Source organism: Sulfitobacter sp. (assembly GCF_041552635.1).
GTDB lineage: Bacteria > Pseudomonadota > Alphaproteobacteria > Rhodobacterales > Rhodobacteraceae > Sulfitobacter.
In genome coordinates this window covers 1-22170 of the sequence record NZ_JBFEKM010000057.1, presented here as the reverse complement: position 1 = coordinate 22170, position 22170 = coordinate 1, and the positions used below count along the sequence as shown (strand labels likewise).

Annotated in this window: 19 protein-coding genes, 1 tRNA gene and 1 pseudogene; 5 read left to right on the top strand and 16 right to left on the bottom strand. The window is 59.5% G+C overall.

Features of this window, described 5'->3' with window-relative positions:
- On the top strand, positions 1–786 hold a 786-nt coding region (locus ABYT07_RS08815), incomplete at its 5' end, for an alkaline phosphatase family protein (RefSeq protein ID WP_372990937.1).
- Between the two features lie 16 nt (positions 787–802).
- Here ABYT07_RS08815 and ABYT07_RS08810 read toward each other — a convergent pair.
- The 13 genes from ABYT07_RS08810 to ABYT07_RS08750 form a co-directional block, all read right to left on the bottom strand.
- Positions 803–1738: an alpha/beta hydrolase gene (locus tag ABYT07_RS08810; RefSeq protein WP_372990935.1), complete on the bottom strand. Its 936-nt coding sequence runs from the start codon at positions 1736–1738 to the stop codon at positions 803–805.
- A complete protein-coding gene (locus tag ABYT07_RS08805) occupies positions 1735–3612 on the bottom strand; it encodes an acyl-CoA synthetase (RefSeq protein ID WP_372990933.1) in 1878 nt (625 codons plus the stop codon). Before ABYT07_RS08805 ends, ABYT07_RS08810 begins: the two co-directional genes overlap by 4 nt.
- 214 nt (positions 3613–3826) lie before the next feature.
- Positions 3827–4258: a peptidoglycan-binding protein LysM gene (lysM, locus tag ABYT07_RS08800; RefSeq protein ID WP_372990931.1), complete on the bottom strand. Its 432-nt coding sequence runs from the start codon at positions 4256–4258 to the stop codon at positions 3827–3829.
- Between the two features lie 72 nt (positions 4259–4330).
- Positions 4331–6127: an ABC transporter transmembrane domain-containing protein gene (locus tag ABYT07_RS08795; RefSeq protein WP_372990929.1), complete on the bottom strand. Its 1797-nt coding sequence runs from the start codon at positions 6125–6127 to the stop codon at positions 4331–4333.
- Between the two features lie 115 nt (positions 6128–6242).
- Positions 6243–6317, bottom strand: a tRNA-Gly gene (locus ABYT07_RS08790).
- Positions 6318–6645: 328 nt separating this feature from the next.
- Complete coding sequence (locus ABYT07_RS08785; protein WP_372990927.1) at positions 6646–7374, bottom strand: Asp/Glu racemase; 729 nt, start codon at positions 7372–7374, stop codon at positions 6646–6648.
- Positions 7371–8516 carry a M24 family metallopeptidase gene (locus ABYT07_RS08780; RefSeq protein WP_372990925.1) on the bottom strand — a complete coding sequence of 382 codons (1146 nt, stop codon included), beginning with the start codon at positions 8514–8516 and terminating at the stop codon, positions 7371–7373. The genes ABYT07_RS08785 and ABYT07_RS08780 overlap by 4 nt, the downstream gene beginning before the upstream one ends.
- Positions 8516–9556 (bottom strand): pyridoxal-phosphate dependent enzyme, encoded by a 1041-nt coding sequence (locus ABYT07_RS08775; RefSeq protein ID WP_372990923.1) that lies wholly within the window; start codon positions 9554–9556, stop codon positions 8516–8518. Before ABYT07_RS08775 ends, ABYT07_RS08780 begins: the two co-directional genes overlap by 1 nt.
- A 51-nt stretch (positions 9557–9607) precedes the next feature.
- Entirely contained in the window at positions 9608–10168 is a 561-nt protein-coding gene (locus ABYT07_RS08770; RefSeq protein ID WP_372990921.1) for a hypothetical protein, read from the bottom strand.
- An 8-nt stretch (positions 10169–10176) separates the two neighbouring features.
- Positions 10177–12417, bottom strand: coding sequence for a xanthine dehydrogenase family protein molybdopterin-binding subunit (locus ABYT07_RS08765; protein WP_372990919.1), 2241 nt, complete (start codon positions 12415–12417; stop codon positions 10177–10179).
- A 1-nt stretch (position 12418) separates the two neighbouring features.
- On the bottom strand, positions 12419–12877 hold the full coding sequence (locus ABYT07_RS08760; RefSeq protein WP_372990917.1) for a (2Fe-2S)-binding protein: 459 nt from the start codon (positions 12875–12877) through the stop codon (positions 12419–12421).
- Between the two features lie 652 nt (positions 12878–13529).
- A complete protein-coding gene (locus ABYT07_RS08755) occupies positions 13530–14642 on the bottom strand; it encodes an S-(hydroxymethyl)glutathione dehydrogenase/class III alcohol dehydrogenase (protein ID WP_372990939.1) in 1113 nt (370 codons plus the stop codon).
- Positions 14643–14793: 151 nt separating this feature from the next.
- Complete coding sequence (locus tag ABYT07_RS08750; protein ID WP_372990915.1) at positions 14794–15699, bottom strand: LysR substrate-binding domain-containing protein; 906 nt, start codon at positions 15697–15699, stop codon at positions 14794–14796.
- Between the two features lie 90 nt (positions 15700–15789).
- Here ABYT07_RS08750 and pcaC point away from each other — a divergent pair, with 90 nt between their 5' ends.
- Genes pcaC through ABYT07_RS08730 form a run of 4 tightly spaced genes read left to right on the top strand, consistent with a single transcriptional unit; the run spans position 15790 to position 18332 of the window.
- Complete coding sequence (pcaC, locus tag ABYT07_RS08745) at positions 15790–16170, top strand: 4-carboxymuconolactone decarboxylase (RefSeq protein ID WP_372990913.1); 381 nt, start codon at positions 15790–15792, stop codon at positions 16168–16170.
- Positions 16167–16898: a protocatechuate 3,4-dioxygenase subunit beta gene (gene pcaH, locus ABYT07_RS08740; RefSeq protein WP_372990911.1), complete on the top strand. Its 732-nt coding sequence runs from the start codon at positions 16167–16169 to the stop codon at positions 16896–16898. Before pcaC ends, pcaH begins: the two co-directional genes overlap by 4 nt.
- The gene (gene pcaG / locus ABYT07_RS08735) at positions 16898–17503 is read left to right on the top strand and encodes a protocatechuate 3,4-dioxygenase subunit alpha (protein WP_372990909.1); all 606 of its coding nucleotides are present in this window, start codon (positions 16898–16900) and stop codon (positions 17501–17503) included. Before pcaH ends, pcaG begins: the two co-directional genes overlap by 1 nt.
- Positions 17496–18332, top strand: coding sequence for a 3-keto-5-aminohexanoate cleavage protein (locus tag ABYT07_RS08730; protein ID WP_372990907.1), 837 nt, complete (start codon positions 17496–17498; stop codon positions 18330–18332). The genes pcaG and ABYT07_RS08730 overlap by 8 nt, the downstream gene beginning before the upstream one ends.
- Positions 18333–18352: 20 nt before the next feature.
- Here the strand turns inward: ABYT07_RS08730 and ABYT07_RS08725 are convergent, their stop codons facing one another.
- The 3 genes and pseudogenes from ABYT07_RS08725 to ABYT07_RS08715 all read right to left on the bottom strand — a co-directional run.
- Positions 18353–19528 carry a cytochrome P450 gene (locus tag ABYT07_RS08725; RefSeq protein WP_372990905.1) on the bottom strand — a complete coding sequence of 392 codons (1176 nt, stop codon included), beginning with the start codon at positions 19526–19528 and terminating at the stop codon, positions 18353–18355.
- A 90-nt stretch (positions 19529–19618) separates the two neighbouring features.
- Entirely contained in the window at positions 19619–20731 is a 1113-nt protein-coding gene (locus ABYT07_RS08720; RefSeq protein ID WP_372990903.1) for a DUF563 domain-containing protein, read from the bottom strand.
- Positions 20732–20762: 31 nt separating this feature from the next.
- Positions 20763–22170: pseudogene (locus ABYT07_RS08715) on the bottom strand (sulfatase); the annotation flags it as partial.

Here is a 22170-nt window from a genome sequence, read left to right as displayed (position 1 = left end):
TTCCGGCGCTTGTTTGGGAACCTCGAAGGTTGGGTCGACAGCGGCGATGCCCGTGTGTGGACACAGCGCGCCGTGCTGCCGTCGATCTCGGCGTCGTGCTATGCGTCTATCCACACAGGCGTGGCCCCGGCCGAACACGGGTGCACCGGCAACGGCAATGTTTTCCGCCTGAAACACAAGGACGTCTTTGCCCAAACCCGCGCGGCTGGCGGAGTCACCGGTGCCGTGGCCCATTCCTTCTGGTCCGAGTTCTTCAACCGCCATCCCTTCGACTATGTCCGCGACATCGAATATGATGAACCGGACAGTGACACGATCAACCACGGTCGGTTCCACACCATGACCGGCTATGGCCTGATCAACCAGATGACCCCGTCTGACGTCGATCTGTTCGGCACCCTGACCAATCTGGCTCACCGGTTTGATCTGGACTACGGCATGTTGCACACCTGCACGCTGGACAGTATGGGCCACCGCTTTTTCCATGATTGTCAGGAAATGGACCACGCCTGCGCTGTGATGGACGAGATGCTGGCCCCCTTTATCCCGCGCTGGCGTGCGATGGGCTATGAGGTCATCGTGACCGCAGATCATGGCCAAGATGATCGCGGCCATCACGGCGGGCGCGGCGCGTTGCAGCAGGAAACCGCGCTATATTACTTTGGCGATGCCAAAGGTCCCTCAGAGGATACGGTCATTGACCAGTTGCAACTTGCCCCGACCATTCTGGGCCGGCTTGGGGCACCCGTGGCAGATACGATGAAAGCCAAATCGTTCCTAAGCTAGGGCTTCCAGTCGCGGTTCAAGTCGCAGGCCATTCCCCTGCACCTAGCTTGCCAACCGCATCGACCACCCGATCAAAGAAAGCAGCCGCCCTGCGCGACATGACCCGCGCGCGCAGGCAGCCATGTACTAAACCCGCCTCTTCGACCCAGAACGCCTGCCCACCAGCGGCAAGAATGGCATCGCGGTAGGCTTCGCCGTCGCTGGACAGCGGGTCACATTCAGCAGTGATCATCACGCTGGGCGGCAGGCCTGAAAAATCGGTATCATGCAGGGGCGCGTAACGGGCATCGGCCTCGGGCGGCTCCCCTCCGGAACGGACCTTTTGGTAGAATTCCATATCCGCGACCGTAAGCTGGGGCGCATTGGCATGGCGGACATAGCTGCCCTGTTCCCGATCACCACCAAGGCCCGGATATATCAAAACCTGCCCCGTAATGCGCCCTGTGACGCGGCCACGCGTATGGTGCGCAACCGCCGCGGCAAGGTTGCCGCCCGCGCTGTCCCCTGCCAACACGATGGCCCCCGCGTGGCCCTCGGCAATTGCTTCGAACGCGCCGTAGGCGTCATTGAAACAGCCGGGAAACACGACCTCGGGGGCCAGCCCGTAGTCAACGGAAATCACGCGATATCCGGTGCGTGCGCAGATTTCGGCGCAGACATCATCGTGACTATCCAAGCCGCCGACAACGAACCCGCCACCGTGATAATAGACCACCGTCACATCTGTTGCGCCGACCTCGTAACGGCGACATGGGACGCCACCATATGGTGCGTCCCATGTTTGTACCCCGTCGGGGTGGGTTTGGTGAAAAGCAGCGCACATCTTGTTATAGACGGCGCGCTGGTCTTCGATTGTCAGCCCGACCGCGTCCGGTGGATAGAATTCATCGGACCGCTTCATGTAGGCCCAGATTTCTTCATCCAGCAGAACGCTATAGTCGGGGTCGGTCATGCAACGTCCCAGCCAAATGTGAACACATCCAACGCGCTGCCGACGTCTTCTTTGGATGCGCCATTCAGGGTGACCTGCGCCACCAAACCGCGTTTTTTGTCATCAACGACAGACGTGACCCGTGCGGTCGATCCAGCGGCTTCAAGCGTCTCGTTATAGATGCGGATGATCGCCATTTTGCGCAGGTCAGGCTTGAAAATCTTGCCAACAGCCGTCTTTGGCAATTCAGGCATGATCATCAAATGCTTGGGCTGTGCGGCGCGTTCATGCACCCTTTCCTTGCAGAAATCGAGCAGCTCTTGCTCGGTCACCGAAGCACCACCCACCAGTTCGACAAAGACGCATGGCACTTCGCCAGCGTGGGCGTCAGGCTGACCAATCGCACCGGCAAAGGCGACGGCATCGTGGCCCAGCAGTGATTCTTCGATCTCGGCGGGGTCGATGTTGTGACCACCGCGAATGATCAGGTCTTTGGCGCGGCCTGTGATCCACAGATATTTATCCGAATCCACCCTGCCCAGATCGCCCGTGCGCAGGTACTTGTCGAAATAATACAGGTCTTTGTTCTTATCCACCTCGGTATAGGTATTGCCCGCATAGACACCGGGGTTCGAGATGCAGATTTCACCAATCTCGTCGATGCCTGCCTCAACGGGGCCGCCATCTGTGCCTTTGATAATTTTCACATCCGTATAGGGGAAGGTGATGCCAATGCTGCCCACCTTGCGTACGCCGTCGGTCGGGTTCGACGACACAAGACAGGTCGCTTCGGTCAGACCGTAACCTTCGATCAGGGTGATGCCGGTTGCCTTTTCAAAGCGGCGGAACAGTTCCAGCGGCAATGGTGCAGACCCGGAAAACGCGGTTTTCACCGTCGAGATATCCGCATCAATCGGGCGCTGCATCTTGGCAGAGATCGCCGTGGGGACGGTGATGATAAAGGTGATTTTCCAGCGTTCCACCAACTTCCAGAAGTTATCGAACACGCCCTCGCCCCGGTACCCTTGTGGTGTTGGAAATACCACATGCGCGCCCGACGACACCGCAGCCATCAAGATCACATGACAGGCGAAAACGTGGAACAAAGGCAACGGGCACATGATGTTGTCGTCTTCGGTATAAAGCAGCGTGTGACCCAGCCAACCGTTGTACACCATGCCGGAATATTTGTGCTGCGCGACCTTGGGCATGCCCGTGGTGCCGCCCGTGTGGAAATAGAACGCCACGCGATCCTCTTGGGGATCGTCAAAGGTCAGTTCGGTGGGCTGTTTGGATATCGCCATGTTAAAATTCTGATAGGCCGCCTGATTGGTGACCGTCAGCTTGGGCCGGATCAAAGGGACAATCCACGACTTGGGCGCGGTCAGATAGCGGCACAGGTCTACTTCAAGCACATGCTTTACATTGGGGGCCAGTTTGACCGCAGCGGCGGTCTTTTCTGCCACGTCCGTCTTGGGGAAAGGCCGCAAGGTCACGACGACCTTGGCATTGGTTTCGCGCAGGATCGACCCGATCTGTTCCGCGTCAAGCAACGGGTTGATGGGGTTCGCGATACCGGCAACCGCACCGCCCAGCAGCGTGATGACCGTCTCATTACAGTTGGGCAGCACATACGCCACAACATCTGTCGGCCCCACACCAAGCGACCGGAACAGGTTCGCTGCACGTCCGACCTGCCCGCGCAGTTGCGCCCAATTCAGCGTCTCGGCGTGATCCTTCAACCCCGAGAAAAGCTGATAGCTGATCGCCTCATGGCTTGGAAATTTATCCGCCGTATTGCTCAGCAGGCCCCAAAGCGTTTTGGCAACGTCGCGGTCTTCCCACGGCATTTCCGCTTCGATTGCATTACGGTCTTCTATCCCGGCAAATGTCATAGTGTTCCTCCCCTCAGGTGCGGTTTGCCCGCATCCTGTTTTCTCCCTGGCTGCAACGATGATGGCTAATCGCGGGTTTCGCAAGCGTTTGAAGGGCGCGGAACGTTGCGTCAGGCACCAATTGCACGGGCCTGAACGCAAAAAAACGGCAGATAGGCTCTGCCGCTTTTATTTCAATCGACTTTACCCCCGAAAACTTTGGCGGTCGGGTCGCTTACTTGGCCGGAATACGCAACATCTGACCGGGATAGATTTTGTCGGGATGGGTCAACATGGGCTTGTTGGCTTCAAAGATTTCTTCGTAGCGCGCGCCATTGCCAAGGGTCTTGGCCGCGATGGCCCAAAGCGTGTCGCCCTTTTCAACGGTGTGGAACGTGCCGTCGCCGTCACCGCCTGCCATGTCTTCTTCTACTGCTGCAACACCTTCGACATTGCCCACGGCAAGGATGACTTTTTCTTTCATCTCTTGGCTCACTGCTGTGCCGGAAACCGTCACTTTGTCGCCAACGACCTGAATATCAAGACCTTCGGCATCAAGGCCAAGATCCTTCAATTCATCCAGCAGGGCAGCACCTGTTACTTCTTTTTCGTCACCGCCGCCAAATACTTTTTTGCCGGCGTCTTTCACGAAACTCCACAAACCCATGATATTCTCCTTTTGGATAAAATTGCGCGCAGTTAACGTTAACTAGCCGTAAAAGGGAAATTAACAAATGTTTTATTCGGCCGCCATACCGTCGGTAAACTGCAAGCGGGCCAACCGGGCATAAAGCCCGCCCTTGCCGACCAATTCGTCATGGGTGCCGGTGTCGATGATCTGTCCTGCTTCAAGAACCACAATGCGATCGGCCTTTTTCACGGTTGCCAGACGGTGTGCCACGATCAAGGTAGTGCGGTCCGCGCTCAGCTTGTCGACCGCAGCCTGTACCGCGCGCTCACTTTCGGCGTCCAGCGCGCTGGTCGCTTCGTCCAGCAGCAAAACCGGCGCATCGCGCAAGATCGCGCGGGCAATGGCAATACGCTGCTTTTGCCCCCCAGACAGCATCACACCGCGTTCCCCCAGATAGCTGTCATACCCGTCGGGCAACGCGCTGATGAAACCATGCGCTGCGGCGGCTTCGGCGGCGGCTTCGATTTGGGCGTCGGTCGCATCTGGCCGGCCAAAGCGGATGTTCTCGCGGGCCGAGGTTGCGAAAATTACCGGATCTTGCGGCACCAGCGCCACCGACCGGCGGAACTGGTCGCGCGCCATGTCGCGCAAGTCTATCCCGTCCAATGTGATGCGCCCAGACTGGGGGTCGTAAAACCGCAGGATCATCTGGATGATCGTTGTCTTGCCCGCCCCCGATGGCCCGACAAAGGCAACAGTTTCGCCAGGATTGATGGTCAGGTTAATGCCATCCAACGCTTGTTCAGCGGGGCGCGCAGGGTAACAAAACTTCACATTCTCAAAGGCGATCCGCCCGGCCACGGGGCTTGCCAGCACGGCGGCTTGCAGCGGATCTTTCACCGTGTCTTCGGTTTGCAGCAGCTCTACCAGACGTTCGGTGGCACCGGCTGCGCGCTGCAATTCGCCCCAAATTTCCGAAAGCGCAGCAACACCGCCCGCCACCATCACGGCATAGATGACGAACTGCACCAGCGCGCCGGGTGACATGTCACCTGCACGCACATCGCGCGCACCCATCCACAGCACGCCCACGACGCCTGCAAAAACCAAGAAGATCACAATGACCGTCATCAAGGCGCGGGTCTGGATCCGCCTGCGCGCCGCGTCATAGGATTCTTCCGTCATCTGCGCGAATTGCCCACGGCTGGCCGCTTCGTTGGTAAAGGCCTGCACCGTTTGGACGGCCCCTAAACTTTCCGAGGCATTGCCCGAGCTTGCCGCGATCCAATCCTGATTTTCGCGGCTGATCACCCGCAACTTGCGCCCAAGTACAAGGATCGGGATCACCACCGCAGGGACGATTAACAGCACCATCGCCGTCAGCTTGGCCGAGGTGAACAACATCAACACCAAGCCGCCGCTGAAAATCAGCATATTGCGCAGCGCAATCGATACCGACGATCCGATCACCGAAAGGATCAGTGTGGTATCTGTGGTAATCCGGCTCAGGACCTCTCCGGTCATTACTTTTTCATAGAACGCAGGGCTCATGCTGATCACGCGGTCAAACACCGCCTTGCGGATGTCGGCCACGACCCGTTCACCAAAGCGCGTCACCAAAGCATAGCGCAGCCCCGTCCCAACGGCGAGAAATCCAGCAATGGCCAAAGCTGCGATAAAATATTGGTCCAGCAGTTCTTCGCCACTGTTGAAATTGTCGATCACCCGCCGCACGGCAAGGGGCAACATCAGCGATATCATCGCCGTCACCATCAGCGCCAGAATCGCTGCAAACATCAACAGACGATAGGGTGCGATAAATGGCACCAATGCGCGCAGCGCCCCCAGCTCGCGCGACTTTTCGCGTTCTTCTTTTGACGGGGTGGGCGTGGGCGTGCGGGCCATGTGACTTCCTTTTAAAACTCATGTGTCATGACCCGCCCGCAGCATGGGGTCAAGACCTTGGGCCATGTCACTACTGCGTCAAACGATATCAGCTTGCTGTTTTATGGAGAGGTGTTGGAGCGGGCGGAGGGAATCGAACCCTCATCTTCAGTTTGGAAAACTGAGGTCTTAACCATTACACAACGCCCGCGTAACGGGTTCTCACCTATGACAGTGCAGATGTTTCGTCAAGAGCAATCAAGGCGTGAAACCCGTTCAAATGTCATGATCTGGTCCGGTCCGGTTTCGCCAGCGGCAAACTTTAGCGCGGGGTGTACTCTTGCGGGCCTGAAGGATTGCCCGTCCGGGTCCAAGTTCCGTGTTATAGGGTTCTTTCGGGCTGCCATATTGTTCAAAAGGCAGTATCTTTTCATCTGGCGGACCCACGGAATAGTGCCTGCGGCACATGCATTCGGTCTGCGGTAACAAGCATGCACTCTGCAATAGCGGCGCACGCAATACCCTTTGGCCTTGGTCCCCTAAAGCCGCCCCAACCGCCCCGGTATTCTTGCCCCGACTGCAACATTCCGCGCCATATCCCACGCCAGAACCTGATTGCTGGACAGGCACGGCAACCCTGTCAGCGCCTCGATCCGGTCGATGACACCAAGGGTCCTGAGGTTGGTACAGCTCAGAAAAATCGCCTCGGTGCCGCCCAGCCCCGCCAGATCGACTGCCGCATCAATGATGGATTGCGCGTCGATGCGGACGACCTTGTTTTCTTCGCTCTCGTCAAAGCTGCCGAAGGCAGGCGTGGTGATCCCCTGTCCCGCCAGTGCCGTCCGCAATTTCGCAGACACCTCGGCCACATAGGGCGACAGCAGGGCCAATCGCGAAATGCCCAATGCCCCGCAGGCCGCAACCAGCGCGGCGAGCGGGTTGGTGACATGGGGGGTGGCCACGCCATCGTGGATGAACCCCGCCACCCTGTCCGACCCGATTTCGGCAGACCCTGACGTACAGCCATAGCCGACACTGGCAAACCGCGTGGCCTTGGGCAACAGTGCCGCCGATGCGGTCAGATGCGCCGCCATCGCGGCCAGCGTTTCCGGCGTCACCTCGTCGCCACTGGGCACCCGGCTGACATAAAGCGCGGTTTCAAGCGGCAGCATCGCGCGCATGTCCCCCTCAAGGGTTTCATCCTCTTGCAAGACGATCAGGCCAAGAGCCGCATCCAGATCGGGGACGGTGGTATAGGGATAGGTCATGTCAGCGGCACCAATGCGCGGTCTGCGCGGGGGCTTAGGAAACGGCAGCCGGTTTCGGTGATTGCGATGTCTTCCTCGTGCACCATCATCCGACCGTTTCCTGTGTCTATGCCCGGTTCAAGCGTGATGACCATACCGGGGGCTAGCACGGTGTGATCGCTGGCAATCAGCGACAGCCCTTCGGTCAGCTGCATGCCCAAGCCGTGCCCCAGACGCCCCGCATCAGACCCGCCCGCGCCGCCGGTCACGATTTTATCCATCGCGTGAAACACCTGTGCGGCGGTGGTACCGGGGCGGGCAATATCGGCGGCAGCATCGACCGCGTCGATCAGGCGGGCATGGGCATCGCGGGCCACCTGCGATGCAGGGCCAACCGCAAAATTCCGGTCATAATCGCAAAAATACCCGTCGAATACCGCGCCCGTGTCCAGCATCAAAACATCGCCGCCCTTCAGCGGCTGGTCACTGGCAGGCGATATCACATCGCCATACCCGTCCGGCCCCGCGCCCCCCGCAAGATAGGGAACCCAATCCGCGCCCTCGGCCAGCAGCAAGCCCTGAAAGTCGCGAAACACTGCCGACAGCGCGCGCCCTTGCTGGGCGATCTGCGGCACGCGGGCAAAGGCGCGGCCTGCGATGGTGCAGGCGGTCTCGATCTTGGCGATCTCGGCGTCGGATTTCACCGCCCGCAACCGCGCGGTGATGCCGCCATCGCTAACCACCGTGCCCTTCAGCCCCGCCGTGATCCGCTGCCAATCGTCTTGCGGCGTGCGCAAATATGTTTCGGGCCCCGAGGGCAGGCCGATGCGGCCAGCGCCCGCGACTTCGTTCAGCGTATCGGTCAGCAGACTGACACCGTCGTCCATCGGCACGGGGGCACGCCATGTGCGAATATCGCTGACCCATGTTTGCCCCATCAGCGCCGCGCCGATCGACGGGATCACCGCGATCGGCAGGCCAGCGGCGGGCAACACCAGATACCAAGGGCGCGAGGGGCTTTCCCAAAAGCGGGTCAAGAACCCGGTGAAATACCGTATTTCCGCCTCGGTCGTCAGCAGCAGCGCAGACAGGCCATGTGCGGCCATCAGATCCTGCGCCTGTTTCAACCGCGCCTCGTATTCTGACCGCGCAAAGCCGCGCATCAGGTGGCTGGCCCTTCGCTTAGGACGGTCAGGATGATCGACTGTGCGCTGATGTCGAGTTCGGCCTTTTGCGCATCCGACAATGCCAGCAGCCCCGCGATCCCCGCCGCGCCAGAGGGGGTGGAGGCCAAGCCAGCGACCATCGCTGTGCCGGCACCCGCCTGCCCTTCTTCTTCGGTGATCAAGGCAAAGGCATCGGCGTCATGCGCCAGCCCTTTCAGCGCGATCAGCGACGGCATTTTGCAATCCAGCCGCCCCATGTCACTGACCGGTCCGGTGCTAAGGGTCGGCGCACCGGCCTTGATCGACCCGTGCAACGCCGCTGCCACATCCGGTTCTACCACGACAATGCACGGCCCATCGCCCCACGCCTGCCGTGCCAGCGCGGCGCAGGCGGCAGCCAATCCTCCGACACCGGCCTGCAAAAAGATATGCGTGGGCGGGGTGGGCATCTGGGCAATCGCCTCGGCCATCAGGACCAAATAACCCTCCATCAGGCGGTGCGGGCGGTCGGTGTAGCCCGGCCATGACCCGTCCGACAGCAAAGCCCAGCCATTTGCTTCGGCGGCGGTTTCGGCGGCGATCAGGCTCTCCTCATAGGTGGCCCCTTCACGCACCACCTGCGCGCCTTGTTCGGCCAGCCGCGCGGCAAAGCTTTGCGGGACGGTTTCGGCAATATAGACGACCGATTTCGCGCCAAACGCCTGCGCACCTGCGGCCACCGACATGCCGTGATTGCCCGCACTGGCCGTCACATAGGTGCGCCCGCGATGATCGCCGCGTTCCTTGTCGCAGGCGATGACATAGGCAGCGCCCAAGGCCTTGAAACTGCCCAGCCCCATGCGCCCGCGTTCATCCTTGACCCAGACCTGCGCGACGCCTGCTTCTACAGCGATGGCTTCGGCGTCCGTCAGCGGGGTTTGCGCGGCAACAGGGCAACGCGCGACCAGCTTTTGCGCGGCGGGGGCATCGACCGATGGCATTGGAATGGCGTCAAGACCGGTGACAGAGGCGGGGCGGGTACTGTGTAAAATTTCCATGCGCTATCGAACGGTTCAACTGCCCTCAGGTCAAGGATTCGTGCAGCAGTATCAGGAATCATCCGCACAAGGTGTGCCCGCCGCCGCCCACAGGTTAAGCGCCGCGACCATGTCATCCAATGTTCCCGGCGGGGTGCTGCGACCAGCCCCCGGCGCAAACCCCCACGCCACAAAAGGCGAGGTTTCCAGATGCGTGGCCAAGCCATCCATCGCAAAGCCGTCATTGGTGTCGGGGTTGCGCAGCTGCGCACAGACCTCGGTGCTGCTTTTACCCAGCCATGCCAACTCCTCAGGTGGCAGACGCCACGCATCGTCGATCATCGGCGGTGCGTGCGGGGTCGCATTGTTTGACTGCGCCGAAATATGGCAGGTCCGGCATGGCATGGTTTCAGCCCCGACGCGGCTGGTGTCTGCGTGCACATACATGCCGTGGGGTGCGTCCGCGCCATAGCTTAGCCCGCTCCACATCGGCACGCCGTCATCGCCCACGTGGCAATTTGTGCAGCGCGGATGCGATGCGACGGCATAGATTTCATCCCAAGCGGCAAGCCCGTCAGCACGGCTGGCTTGGTCTTGTGCGGCGGCGGGGGTGGCCAGCAGCAGGCCGATCACGAGGGCCCTCACACGAAATCAACCGATTTTGACAGCGGCAATTCACGAATACGCTTGCCGGTCGCGGCAAAGATCGCATTCGCCAATGCAGGTGCCGCAGGGGGCACGCCCGGTTCACCGATACCTTTGATCTTGTCACCGTTTTCAAGGCCCCGCACGATGATGTCAGGCGTCTGGTACAAGCGCATCCCCTCGTAGGCGTGGAAATTATCCTGTTGGGCGATGCCGTCCTGATAGGTCAGTTCGCAATTCATCGCATGGCCCAGACCAAAGATCACGGCCCCCTGCAGCTGTGCCTCAAAGTTCAGCGGGTCCAGCACGCGCCCCACATCGGCGGCGACGAAAACCTTGTCGATACGGATGCCTGCGTCGGTGCTGGTGACCTCGACCACCTCGGCCACGGGCACGCCGAATGCCAGCGTAAACGCCAGTCCGCGCCCGCGGTTGGGGCCCAGATCGCTGCCCCAATCCGACATTTCGCCAACCGCCTCAAGCACCTTGCGCGACGGGTCATGCCAGCACAGCCGCAGTCGTTCCGCCAGCGGATCGGCCCCCGCAGCATGGCACAGTTCATCCACAAAGCTTTCGTGCAGGAACCCGTTGCCCGACGCACCCACCGACCGCCATGAACTGATCGGCAGCATGGCGGGCGTGCGGTATCCGGTGACCCGATAGTTTGGAATGTGAAACGGCTGATCCCACGCCCCTGCCACAATTGCGACGTCAGGGCCAATCGCCGGCTGGCCCAACCGTGCAAGCGAGGATTCAGCGACCGACGGGGCCGCAATGGCCAGATCAAACGTATCCACCTGCCCGTCGCGCGTGCTGCCCATGGCGCGGGCTATGGCAAGGGGGCGGGGGAAATCATGGGTAAAGTCCTCTTCGCGCTGCCAGACCATCTTGATCGGCGTGTCGGGCAGTTGCATCGCGATCTCGACCGCTTGGGCGATGTAATCATCCTCGAGCCGCCGGCCAAAGCTGCCGCCCGACATCAGCACATGAACGTGAATATCATCTGCGTCCATCCCCGTAAGCTTGGCCGCATTGGCCTGAACGAAACGCGGGATTTGCGTGCCGGTCCAGATATCAAGACGGGTTTGGGTCAGCTTGACCACCACGCTCATGGGTTCAAGCGGGGCATGGGCCAGATAGGGAATACGGTATTCGGCATTGATGACTTGCGCCCCCTCAAGGGCTGCTGCTACGTCGCCTTCGTCCTTGAAACGGCTGTCTTGCATTTCATCGGTAAAGGACGCGGCGACGGCGGCAAATTGGTCAGCGCTATCCCCGATGTAGGGCGACGGCCCCCAGTCACATTCAACCGCCTGTGCTGCCTGAAACGCCCGCCACGTGTTGTCGGCCACGACAGCGATGCCACCTGTGATAGGCATCACCGCCTGCACGCCGCGCATGGTGCGGGCGGTTTCGGCGTCAAACCCGACCATGCCGCCGCCGATGGCAGGATTGGTGCGGGTCGTCGCGATCACCATGCCCTCCATCTGCATATCGATGCCATAGGTTTGGGTACCGGTGGATTTCGCAACCATATCAGTGCGCTTGATGGGTTTGCCAAGATACCGCCATTCGGACGGGTCACGCAGGGTGACATCCTGAACCGGCTCGATCTCGGCGGCGGCGGCGGCAAGGTCGATATACTCAAGCTTTAGGCCGTCGGGCAGAACGATACAGCCGTTTTCCGTGCTCAGTTGATCGCGCGGCAGGCCGGTCTGGGCCATCGCGGCCTTGATCAGTGTTTCGCGGGCGACGGCCCCCGCCATGCGCAGGCGGTCATACATGTCGGGCACCGTGGTTGACCCGCCGGTGATGTGCAGGCCCATCAGCTTGCCCATAACATCTGCGGCACCACGCCCGGTGCGCGCCAATAACGTGTCCGAGGTGGCAGCAATCGGCATGGCTTCGGCACCGACGACACCGTTGTAGTAAATCGCACTGGCAGGCCCCGGCGACAAGGTCGCGGTGGCGGGGTCGATGTCCAGTTCCTCAGCGATCAGATAGGCCTGCATCGACCAAGCGCCCTGCCCCACATCGGCGCGCGGCGTGATCAGGGTGACGCCATTGGCGTCGATAATAACATAGGGGGTGATCGCTGTCTGGCCCGGCCCAAGATCAGCCAACAGGGGGTTGGTCCCCTCGCGTTTGTACAAATATGTGCCAAAGGCCACGCCGCCTGCGATGGCCGCCGATCCGATCAAAAAGCTGCGTCGGGCGATGGTTTTCACGCATCCCATGTCAGACCCCCTTCAGCTTGGTTGCGGCGGTTTTAACCGCAGCGCGAATGCGCGGATAGGATCCGCAGCGGCACAGGTTGCCGCTCATTGCGGCATCAATCTGGTCATCGGTCGGTGTCGGGTTCAGGTCCAGAAACGACGCGGCCTGCATGATCTGGCCAGCCTGACAATAGCCGCATTGTGCGACCTGCAAGTCGATCCATGCCTCTTGCACCGCATGCAGTGCCGACGGCGTGCCCAGCCCTTCGATGGTTGTAATGTCGCCGTCAACGTCGCCTGCAGCCAGCTGGCATGACCGCACAGCGATGCCGTCCACATGCACGGTACACGCCCCGCATTGCGCAATACCGCAGCCATATTTCGGGCCGGTGATGCCCAATTCATCCCGAAGGACCCACAAAAGCGGCATGTCGTCTTCGATATCCACCTCGTGAGAAGTGCCGTTTACGGTCAGTTTCATCGGAACCCTCTGAATGTCTTGTGTTCAGGATACCATAATTTCATCCGGGGTAAACTTCGGTGTCGCCTTAGATGCAATGCCCTCGCGTTAGGTCGCGTTGAGCATCTATTCCAATCCAAGTTGCACTGTGCACCCAGAACCGGTCACTATGTGGATCAAACAGATGTCGATGCCGAATTACAGCAAGGAATAAGCCCTAGTAAAACTCTTTCCCCGGTTAGGATTTAGAATGTCGAACAGATGGAAAATACCTGAGTGGCTGGAGAAAGAGGTTCGAGCAAGAGACACGGTCTGTGTGTATTGCGGCACCCAGTTTAGCCCTGATAAGGAATCCCGAAAATCATGCGCAAGTTGGGAACATATCATCAACGACGCTACAATCATAACACGCGAAAACATTGCTCTTTGTTGTTGCAGTTGCAATGCCAGCAAGGGGTCTAAAGGTCTGTCTGCTTGGCTGAACTCTAACGGTTCGAAGCAGCGTGGCGTAAATCAGGACACGCTAGCGCCGGTGATCAAATCGGCAATCAGAAATGGCCAATAACGCCAGCAATCGCTTGACGCGCTCCAACATGAATTAAGGGTGCTTCCCAAAGACATACGCCGCCCCTTTACGGGACGGCGTTTGAGGTTTCCAACGGGTGGCGTTGGATCAGAATTCGACGACCGCGCGGATCGATTTACCCTCGTGCATGAGGTCGAATCCGTGGTTGATCTCGTCCAAGGTCAGCTTGTGGGTGATCATCGGGTCGATCTCGATCTTGCCGGACATGTACCAATCAACAATCTTTGGCACGTCAGTCCGCCCCTTGGCACCGCCGAACGCCGTGCCTTTCCAGACGCGACCGGTGACAAGCTGGAACGGACGGGTCGAGATTTCGGCACCCGCAGGGGCCACACCGATGATGATGCTTTCACCCCAGCCCTTGTGCGCCGCTTCCAACGCCTGGCGCATGACTTTGGTGTTGCCTGTCGCATCGAATGTGTAGTCGGCACCACCTTTGGTCAGCTCAACCAGATGGGCGACCAGATCGCCCTCGTTGTTGGTGGGGTTCACAAAATCGGTCATGCCGAAATAGCGGCCGGTTTCTTCCTTGTCGTCGTTCAGATCGACGCCGACGATCTGGTCTGCCCCGGCAAGGCGAAGACCTTGGATCACGTTCAGACCGATACCGCCCAGACCGAACACCACGCAGCGCGCCCCGATTTCGACCTTGGCCGTGTTGATCACAGCACCGATGCCGGTGGTGACGCCGCAGCCGATATAGCAGATCTTGTCAAAGGGCGCGTCCTTACGAACCTTGGCCAGCGCGATTTCGGGTATAACGGTGTGATTGGCGAAGGTAGAGCAGCCCATGTAGTGGTGGATCGGCGTTCCATCCAGCATCGAAAACCGCGTTGTCCCATCGGGCAGCAGGCCCTGCCCTTGGGTGACGCGGATCGCCTGACACAGGTTGGTCTTGCCCGACAGACAATATTCGCATTCGCGGCATTCAGGGGTGTAAAGCGGGATCACGTGATCGCCAACTTCGAGCGTGGTCACGCCTTCGCCGATTTCCAGCACGACGCCTGCGCCTTCGTGGCCGAGGATCGCGGGAAAGATACCTTCGGGATCGTCCCCCGAACGGGTGAATTCATCGGTGTGGCACAGGCCGGTGGCTTTGATTTCGATCAGGACTTCGCCCTTGCGGGGGCCTTCAAGGTTGACCTCCATAATTTCGAGAGGTTTGCCTGCGGCAACGGCGACAGCGGCGCGGGTTTTCATCATTGGGGTCATCCTTTTCCTAGTCGATGCAAAAGGACCACAACAGGCGTTCTTGTCAAGTAACGAGCGTTGATGGGGGCGCTGCCCCCGGGTCCCCGGGGCGGCCCCTCCCCCGGGATTTATTTCCATTTGGAATTCTAGCGGTTGGGGGTCACTGCGGGATGGCGCTGTGAAGGGCGGTGATCATTGCTGCTATTTCAGGGCTTTCGGGCAGGCCTGCGCGTTGACTGATGCCCACAGGTCCGGCCATCATCGGCGCGTTCAGTGACAAGCCGCGCAATGATCCGTTGCCGAGTTCTTCGGCCACGACGCCACGCGAGATGAACCAGATCGCATCCGTCTGAGCGAGAATTTGGCGGGCAAATGCGAGGGAGACTGTTTCAAATGCAGGTGCTATATCTTCCATCCCGATGCTGCGCAGGTAGGCACGTACCAGCGGCGCGATGACAGCCCCCGGCGGCGGCAGGATTAGCGGGAATTGCCCTGATGCCTCGGGATCAAAGCTGCCGTTGAGTGGGTGATCTGCGTGGACAACGGCAACCACGTCTTCGGAATAAAGCTGACGAAAGCTGAGCCCCTCCATCCGGTCGGGTTCGGCCATACGGCCCACGACAAGGTCAAGCCTGCCCTCGCGCAGTTGTGACAAAAGCAACCAGTTCGGACCGGTTGTGACACGGATCAGGCAATGGGGATGCGCGGCGTGAAAGCGGATGGTCGCCGCCGGCACCAGCCGCGTTGCCGCCGTGGGCAGCGCACCGATGGTCAGGCACGTCCGGGCCTGGCCGGTCGATTGCGCCTGGGTTTGCGCCCGCAGCAAGGTGGTCATGGCGGCCCCTGCCAGTTTTTGAAACTGCTGCCCCGCGTTGTTCAGCCGCAGGCCTCGGCCTGTCCTGTCAAAGAACTGTTGGCCCAAAATATCCTCGAGTTCGCGCAGGGTTTTGGAAACGGCGGGCTGGGTCACGCCCAATTGCCCCGCTGCCGCGACGATAGACCCGGCTTGGGCGATTTCCAGAAAGGTCGAGATGTGGCGCAGGCGCAGACGGGGGTCAATTTTCATAACCCATTGGTTATCTGTTTTGCCATAAATCTCAATATACTTGCGCTATGTGTTATGCGAAAAGCGGCATAAACCCAGACGGAGAATGCAATGTCAGAGAAATACGAGGCGGGCATGACGACCCGCCGCCACGTGCTTGGCGATGCCCATGTCGACCGCGCCGAAGCCGCGAAAACCGATTTTGACGCGCCCTTTCAGACACTTATCACCGAAGGGGCTTGGGGCACGGTGTGGTCCAGCGACAAGATCACCCTGCGCGAACGGTCGATGCTGACGCTGGCCCTGCTGGCTGCCACCGGAAACTTCGAAGAAATCCCCATGCACATCCGCGCCACCGCCAACACGGGGGCCAGCAAAACCGATGTGATGGAGGCGTTTCAGCACGTTGCCATTTATGCGGGGGTGCCAAAGGCGAACCATGCGCTTAAGCTGGCGAAACAAACCTATAAAGAAATGGGGGAGGACCTATGACCGACCAGAATGGTGCATTCTTTCACCGCGATCGCGACTGGCATCCGCCTGCGCTGACGCCAACCTATAAAACCAGCGTCGTGCGGTCACCGCAAAAGGCGCTGATCTCGATGAACACAACGCTCAGCGAACAGACCGGGCCGGTGTTCGGCCACTCTATGCTGGGCGACTTGGACAATGATCTGATCCTGAACTATGCCGCCGCGGGCGAGATGGCCATCGGTCAGCGCATCATCGTACATGGTCGCGTGCTGGACCAGAACGGGCGCGGCATTCCCGGTGTGCTGCTGGAATTCTGGCAGGCCAATGCCGGCGGGCGTTATCGTCACAAAAAAGAAGGGTATCTGGCCCCGCTTGACCCCAATTTTGGCGGCTGCGGGCGCACTGTGACAGATGAAAATGGCGGCTATAGCTTTCGCACCATTAAGCCCGGCCCCTATCCTTGGCCCAATGGTGTGAATGACTGGCGTCCGGCGCATATCCATTTCTCACTGTTTGGTAATGGCTTTGCACAGCGGCTGATCACCCAGATGTATTTCGAGGGCGACCCGCTGATCTGGAAATGTCCCATCGTGAAAACCATCCCGTCGCGCGCCGCGATCGAACAGTTGATCGCACCGCTGGATATGGAAAACACCGTGCCCATGGATGCGCGCGCTTATAAGTTCGATATGGTCTTGCGTGGCCGCAGATCGACCCTGTTTGAAAACCGACTGGAGGGCAACTGATGCAAGAGCTGAACCACCTACACGAAAGCCCCTCGCAGACTGCCGGGCCATATGTGCATATCGGTTGCGTGCCGAATTTCTGCGACATCAAAGGCGTCTACCCCCATGATCTGGGTGACACGATGGTCAATGCCGATACCAAGGGCGACCGGATTACCATCAAGGGCACCGTTTTTGATGGCACCGGCACACCGCTCAAGGATGCGATGGTCGAGATTTGGCAGGCCGACGCCGACGGGATCTATCCCAACAATGACCCGCGCGGTGCCGCAGACCCGAATTTCACCGGATGGGGCCGCAAGGCGGGCGATTATGACACCGGCGAATGGGTGTTTGACACGATCCGCCCCGGTGCTGCACCGTTTCCCGACGGTCGCATGATGGCACCGCATGTCAATTTATGGATCGTTGCGCGCGGCATAAATCTAGGGCTTAACACTCGGATGTATTTCCCCGATGCTGACAACAGTGCCGATCCGCTTTTGATGCGGATCGAACACCAAAACCGCGTGCAGACCCTGATCGCGGTACAAGAGACTGCGGGCGTGTACCGCTTTGATATTCACCTTCAGGGTGAGAAAGAGACGGTATTTCTAGATGTCTGATCCTTGTATTCTATGCGTTGCCATCACTGGCAGCGTCCCTACCAAAGCCGCGAATCCAAACGTGCCGATTTCAGTCGCCGAACAGGTGGAAAGCACCCACGAGGCGTTCGAAGCAGGTGCCAGCATCTGCCACGCCCATGTGCGCAACGACGATGAGACCCCATCGTCAGACCCCGAAAAATTCGCGGCGCTGAAAGAGGGCGTCGAGAAACATTGCCCCGGAATGATCATCCAGTTTTCAACCGGCGGCCGGTCGGGTGCGGGACAGGCGCGCGGGGGGATGTTACCGTTGCGGCCTGACATGGCGTCGCTGTCGGTCGGGTCGAACAACTTTCCGACCCGCGTCTACGAGAACCCGCCGGATCTGGTGGAATGGCTGTCCTCAGAGATGCGCAAATACGAGGTCGTGCCCGAGGTAGAAGCCTTTGACCTGAGCCACATTCTGCAAGCCATCCAGCACCACAAGGACGGCAAACTGTTCGGGCGGCTTTATGTGCAATTTGTCATGGGCGTGAAAAACGCGATGCCGGCCGATAAGGTCGTGTTCGATTTTTATGTTGAACAGCTTAAGGCGCGTGCGCCCGATGCGGCATGGTGTGCAGCGGGCATTGGCCCGAACCAGATCGTTGTCAACGAATGGGCGATTGCAGCGGGCGGCCATACCCGTGCGGGCCTAGAGGACAACGTGCGCCTTGACCGTGACACGCTGGCCCCGTCCAACGCAGCCCTGATCAAACGCGCCGCTGACTTATGCGAAAAATACGAACGCCCCGTTGCCACATGGCAGCAGGCGCGCGAGATTTTGCGCCTGCGCCCTGTCACCGTCTAAAGACCAACCTGTCCGCTGCGTCAGTTCAGACGCACGGGCAGGTTCAGCGGGCCGCGAAAGCCAAAGCCGGACCAGACAACGCTGGCCGGGTCCACCAGCTCCATATTGGGGAACCGGTCAAACAGCATCGGCAACATGATCTTGCCCACTGTGTGCCGCGAAATATGCGTGCCCATGCAGTGATGCGGCCCACTACCAAACGATTGGTGCGGTGCGGATTTACGGAAAATGTTGAACATATGCCCGTCCTCAAACACCTCTTCATCATGGTTGGCCGAGGCCTGGACCGTCATGACCACATCCCCCTTGGGAATGGTAAGCCCTCGAATTTCCGTATCCTCGACCGCCCTGCGTGAGCTGACCTGAATGGGCGCGACCCACCGCACGCCTTCCTCGAAGGCTGATCCCCAATCACCCGATGATTTCAGCGCATCCAGCTGATCGGGGTTGGTCAGCAGCCCGTAGAGGATCGTCAGCAAAGCATCGCGGGGTTCGTTGATCCCCCCGCCAATGGCGATTTTGATGTTCGCGATGATCTGGCTCATCTCGATGGGATCGTCGGCGTTGATCATCACAGACAGCGCGGACTGGTCCGGCGCGGTTTGCAAGATCGCGACCCTGCGCGCGATTTCCGTGTTCATGGCAACGTTGGCCTTTGCCACCCGCGCGAACGGTTCATCTGCCCAGCCGAAATTTCCGGCACCGTCGATCAGCGCCTGCGACCAGTGCTGCATATCCGCGTCGGATGCGTCCGGCAGGCCAAGGATTTCAGCCAGAATGCGCGCGGCCAAGGGACCTGCCAGCATCGGGAACAGATCAATCACCTGATCGCGTGGCAAACGGTCAAGGTAATCCGAGGCGTGTTTTTCATAGGATGGTGCCCATATCGTCTTGATGTTGCGGGCCGAAAACGTCGGCATCATCGCCATCCGTTCGCGCATATGCTCGGCACCGTCCTTGCGCATCAGGGTATGGGCCTCAAAGGCTTTTTCCATCGGCGTGTTAGGATCATTCGAGCTGAACAGCGCAGGGTTGTCCTTGACCGCGCGGGTGTCGGCGGCTTTGGTCAGCAAGGTCCGGTTCACGGATTTGACCCGCAAGACGGGGGATTGCGCGCGCAGGCGTTGATAGATCGGATAGGGATCGCGCGTCAGGTCGGCAATCGTGATCGCCTCGTCCAGCGGTGCTAATGGCATAGGTCCCCCTCCCAAGGTCACACATACACAAAGTGTTCTATGATCGAACGATAAGTGAAGCGGGACGCTTAGGCAATCAGCACGCGCCGGTCACAGAAAGATTTCTTCAAATGCCATCTCTGACTCGGCCTCGAGAACCTTGACCGCTTCGTCGATATCTTTTTCGCTTGGGTTCACCCAATCGGCATTCTCAATCAACCCCGCATCTTTTAGCGCTTGGGACGTCTTGGCAAAATCGATCAGCGCGTAAAGTTCGTTATACTGCACCTTTTCGCCGCTGCGAAACCAGAACCGCGTGCAGGCGTCCACGATTTCGGGTGTCACGCCCGCGAACCACTTAAGCTGAAGCTGGAAGTCTTCGAAAATTGTGCCGGGACGGCGCAGTAGAATTCCGATGCGGCATTCGGGCGGGATGACAAAAGCTGCCAGATGAAGCGCGGAATTGTCGGTCGATACGATGACCGACGCGCCTTTGTACCACGCCAATTGCGTCTCAAGATCATGAGCTTGCGGATGGAAAATCGTATAGCCCTCGGCTTCCATCTTGGCCTCGATGTAGTCTTCCATCAAGAACCGCCCGCGTTTGCGAAACAGGCCCGACCGCGTGATATAGATCTTGTCCGGTCCTGCGGGTTTGACGGTTTGGCGCAAACGGCGATCGGTGAAATCGCGCATTTCGGGGCAACCGACCATCAGCCCGCTGGTACCGAACCCCTGCGGCGCGATCACCAGACGTTCAATGCGGGTGGGTTTGTTAAAGGCGGTGTGGCGTGGCAAATCACCGAAACTGTCCGTGATATTCTTGACCATGCTCAGGCTGCGTTCGGGCCATGTCATTTGCTGTTTGGGGATAAACGCCAGCGCATCAATCGGGTCGTCAAACACATCGACCGCCCATAGCCGCGCAAGGGATTCGCACAGCGCATGACCGAAATGACCGTAAGACATGCCCGCATAAAGCATCGTACCTGCGACGGTGCGGTCGATCTGGTCCTCGGTCGGGCAGATCGGTTCAACCGTCGTGGGTTTGCCCCCCGACCGATAGGTCTGGGCATCTGCGCAATATTCACCGTCGGCGGTAAAGACACCGGCAGGGCGTGCCATGCCTTGGCGCTTGCCCTCGCCCCAAGGGACAATAACGGCATTTTCAACCACGCGAATTTCCCCGGCCAAGGGTTTTTCAGGGTCAAGGCGCAACGCCATAGTTCTCTCCATTCACGCTTTGAAGGGCTGTTTAGCCCTGACTGATCTGGGATTGCAATTTCTTATCGGACACCGGCCCGTCAATGCGGATAAAGGAAACCCCCAGACGGATGTCGGCACGGTCATTGCCGGTGATCCGGATCTCGGGCTGTGCAGGCCATGCGGACAGGTCCAGCTGGTACGCGTCGCTCCAGCCGCTGATCATGGTCACGCCGCCGTAAGCCACGTGAAATACAGCGGCACCTTCACCCGGTTCAATGGTGTTGTGACCGCTGCCGATATGGATGTGATCGTCGCCCCCGGCTGACCGCACGATGTTGCGCCCCGGTCCGGTGTGGATTTCCGATCCGCCCGGCCCGTCGCTGATGTCATCATTGCCCGGACCGCCGTAAATCTTGCTGCGCCCCTCGCCGCCGCGAATGACATCATCGCCAGCACCGCCATCAAGGATATCGCGACCATTGCCGCCATAAAGCGTGTCATTGCCTGCCCCGCCATAAAAGAGATGCACGTCCTTGCCGCGCCCCGATTTCGCGATCAGCATGTCGTTGCCCGCCCCGCCATGGAACGTCGCGCCGGCATATTTCGCACCGATCATCACATCGGCCCCGCGACTGCCCTGCACGCTGACGGCAACCCGTTCAGACGTCTCGAAATTCATCGGCGTGTCGGGGTGGGCAACGATGGCGATTTCCTTGCCCTCGCTGGCGTTTTGTTCTTTGCGCGATACGACCGTGGCGATGTGGATGTTCTCAATATAGGCGGGCATGTGCAGAACGTAATCATCCGGCCCCGCCATATACCACAGCGTGTCATTGCCGCCATCTTCGTCTTCGGTGATCTTTTCGGCATTGGCACCATAGGCCCAGTAATCATTATCGGCATTGCCGCCTGCCAGCACCACAGACCCGTCCAGCGCCATCATCGCATTGACCCCGCGCTGCGGGTTCTCGAACCCGCGCAGGTCCAGGCCAAGCTCAAGCGCATTATCAACCATGCAGGCGCGCAGGGCATCCAAGGGCGCGTCGGCCACGATATTTGTCGTCTCGCCGGGATCGGCGATCAGGTCGTAGATATGTTCTTCGCCGTTGGGATAACGGAAATAGCGGTAGCGGCTCAGGTCGGGTTCAGAGGATCGCACAGACAAAGTGCCAAAGACGCTTGTGACTGGTGACTTCTTGGTGTCGAACTGGCCGAAACTGTCATCAATCAGGGGCAACAAGCTTTGCGCCGAGGTCCAGTTGGGCCGGTAAGGCAGCCCGGCCAGATCCATGATCGTCTTGGGTACATTGTGCAGTGACACGGGCAGGTCGATGACGCGGCCCTGTTCCATCCGCGCATTCCAGACACCAAGGGGGACATGGGCGGCGCTGTCCCATTGGCTCATCTTGTGGAAACTGTCGTGGGTGCCAAGGTTAAAGCCGTTGTCCGACAGCAGC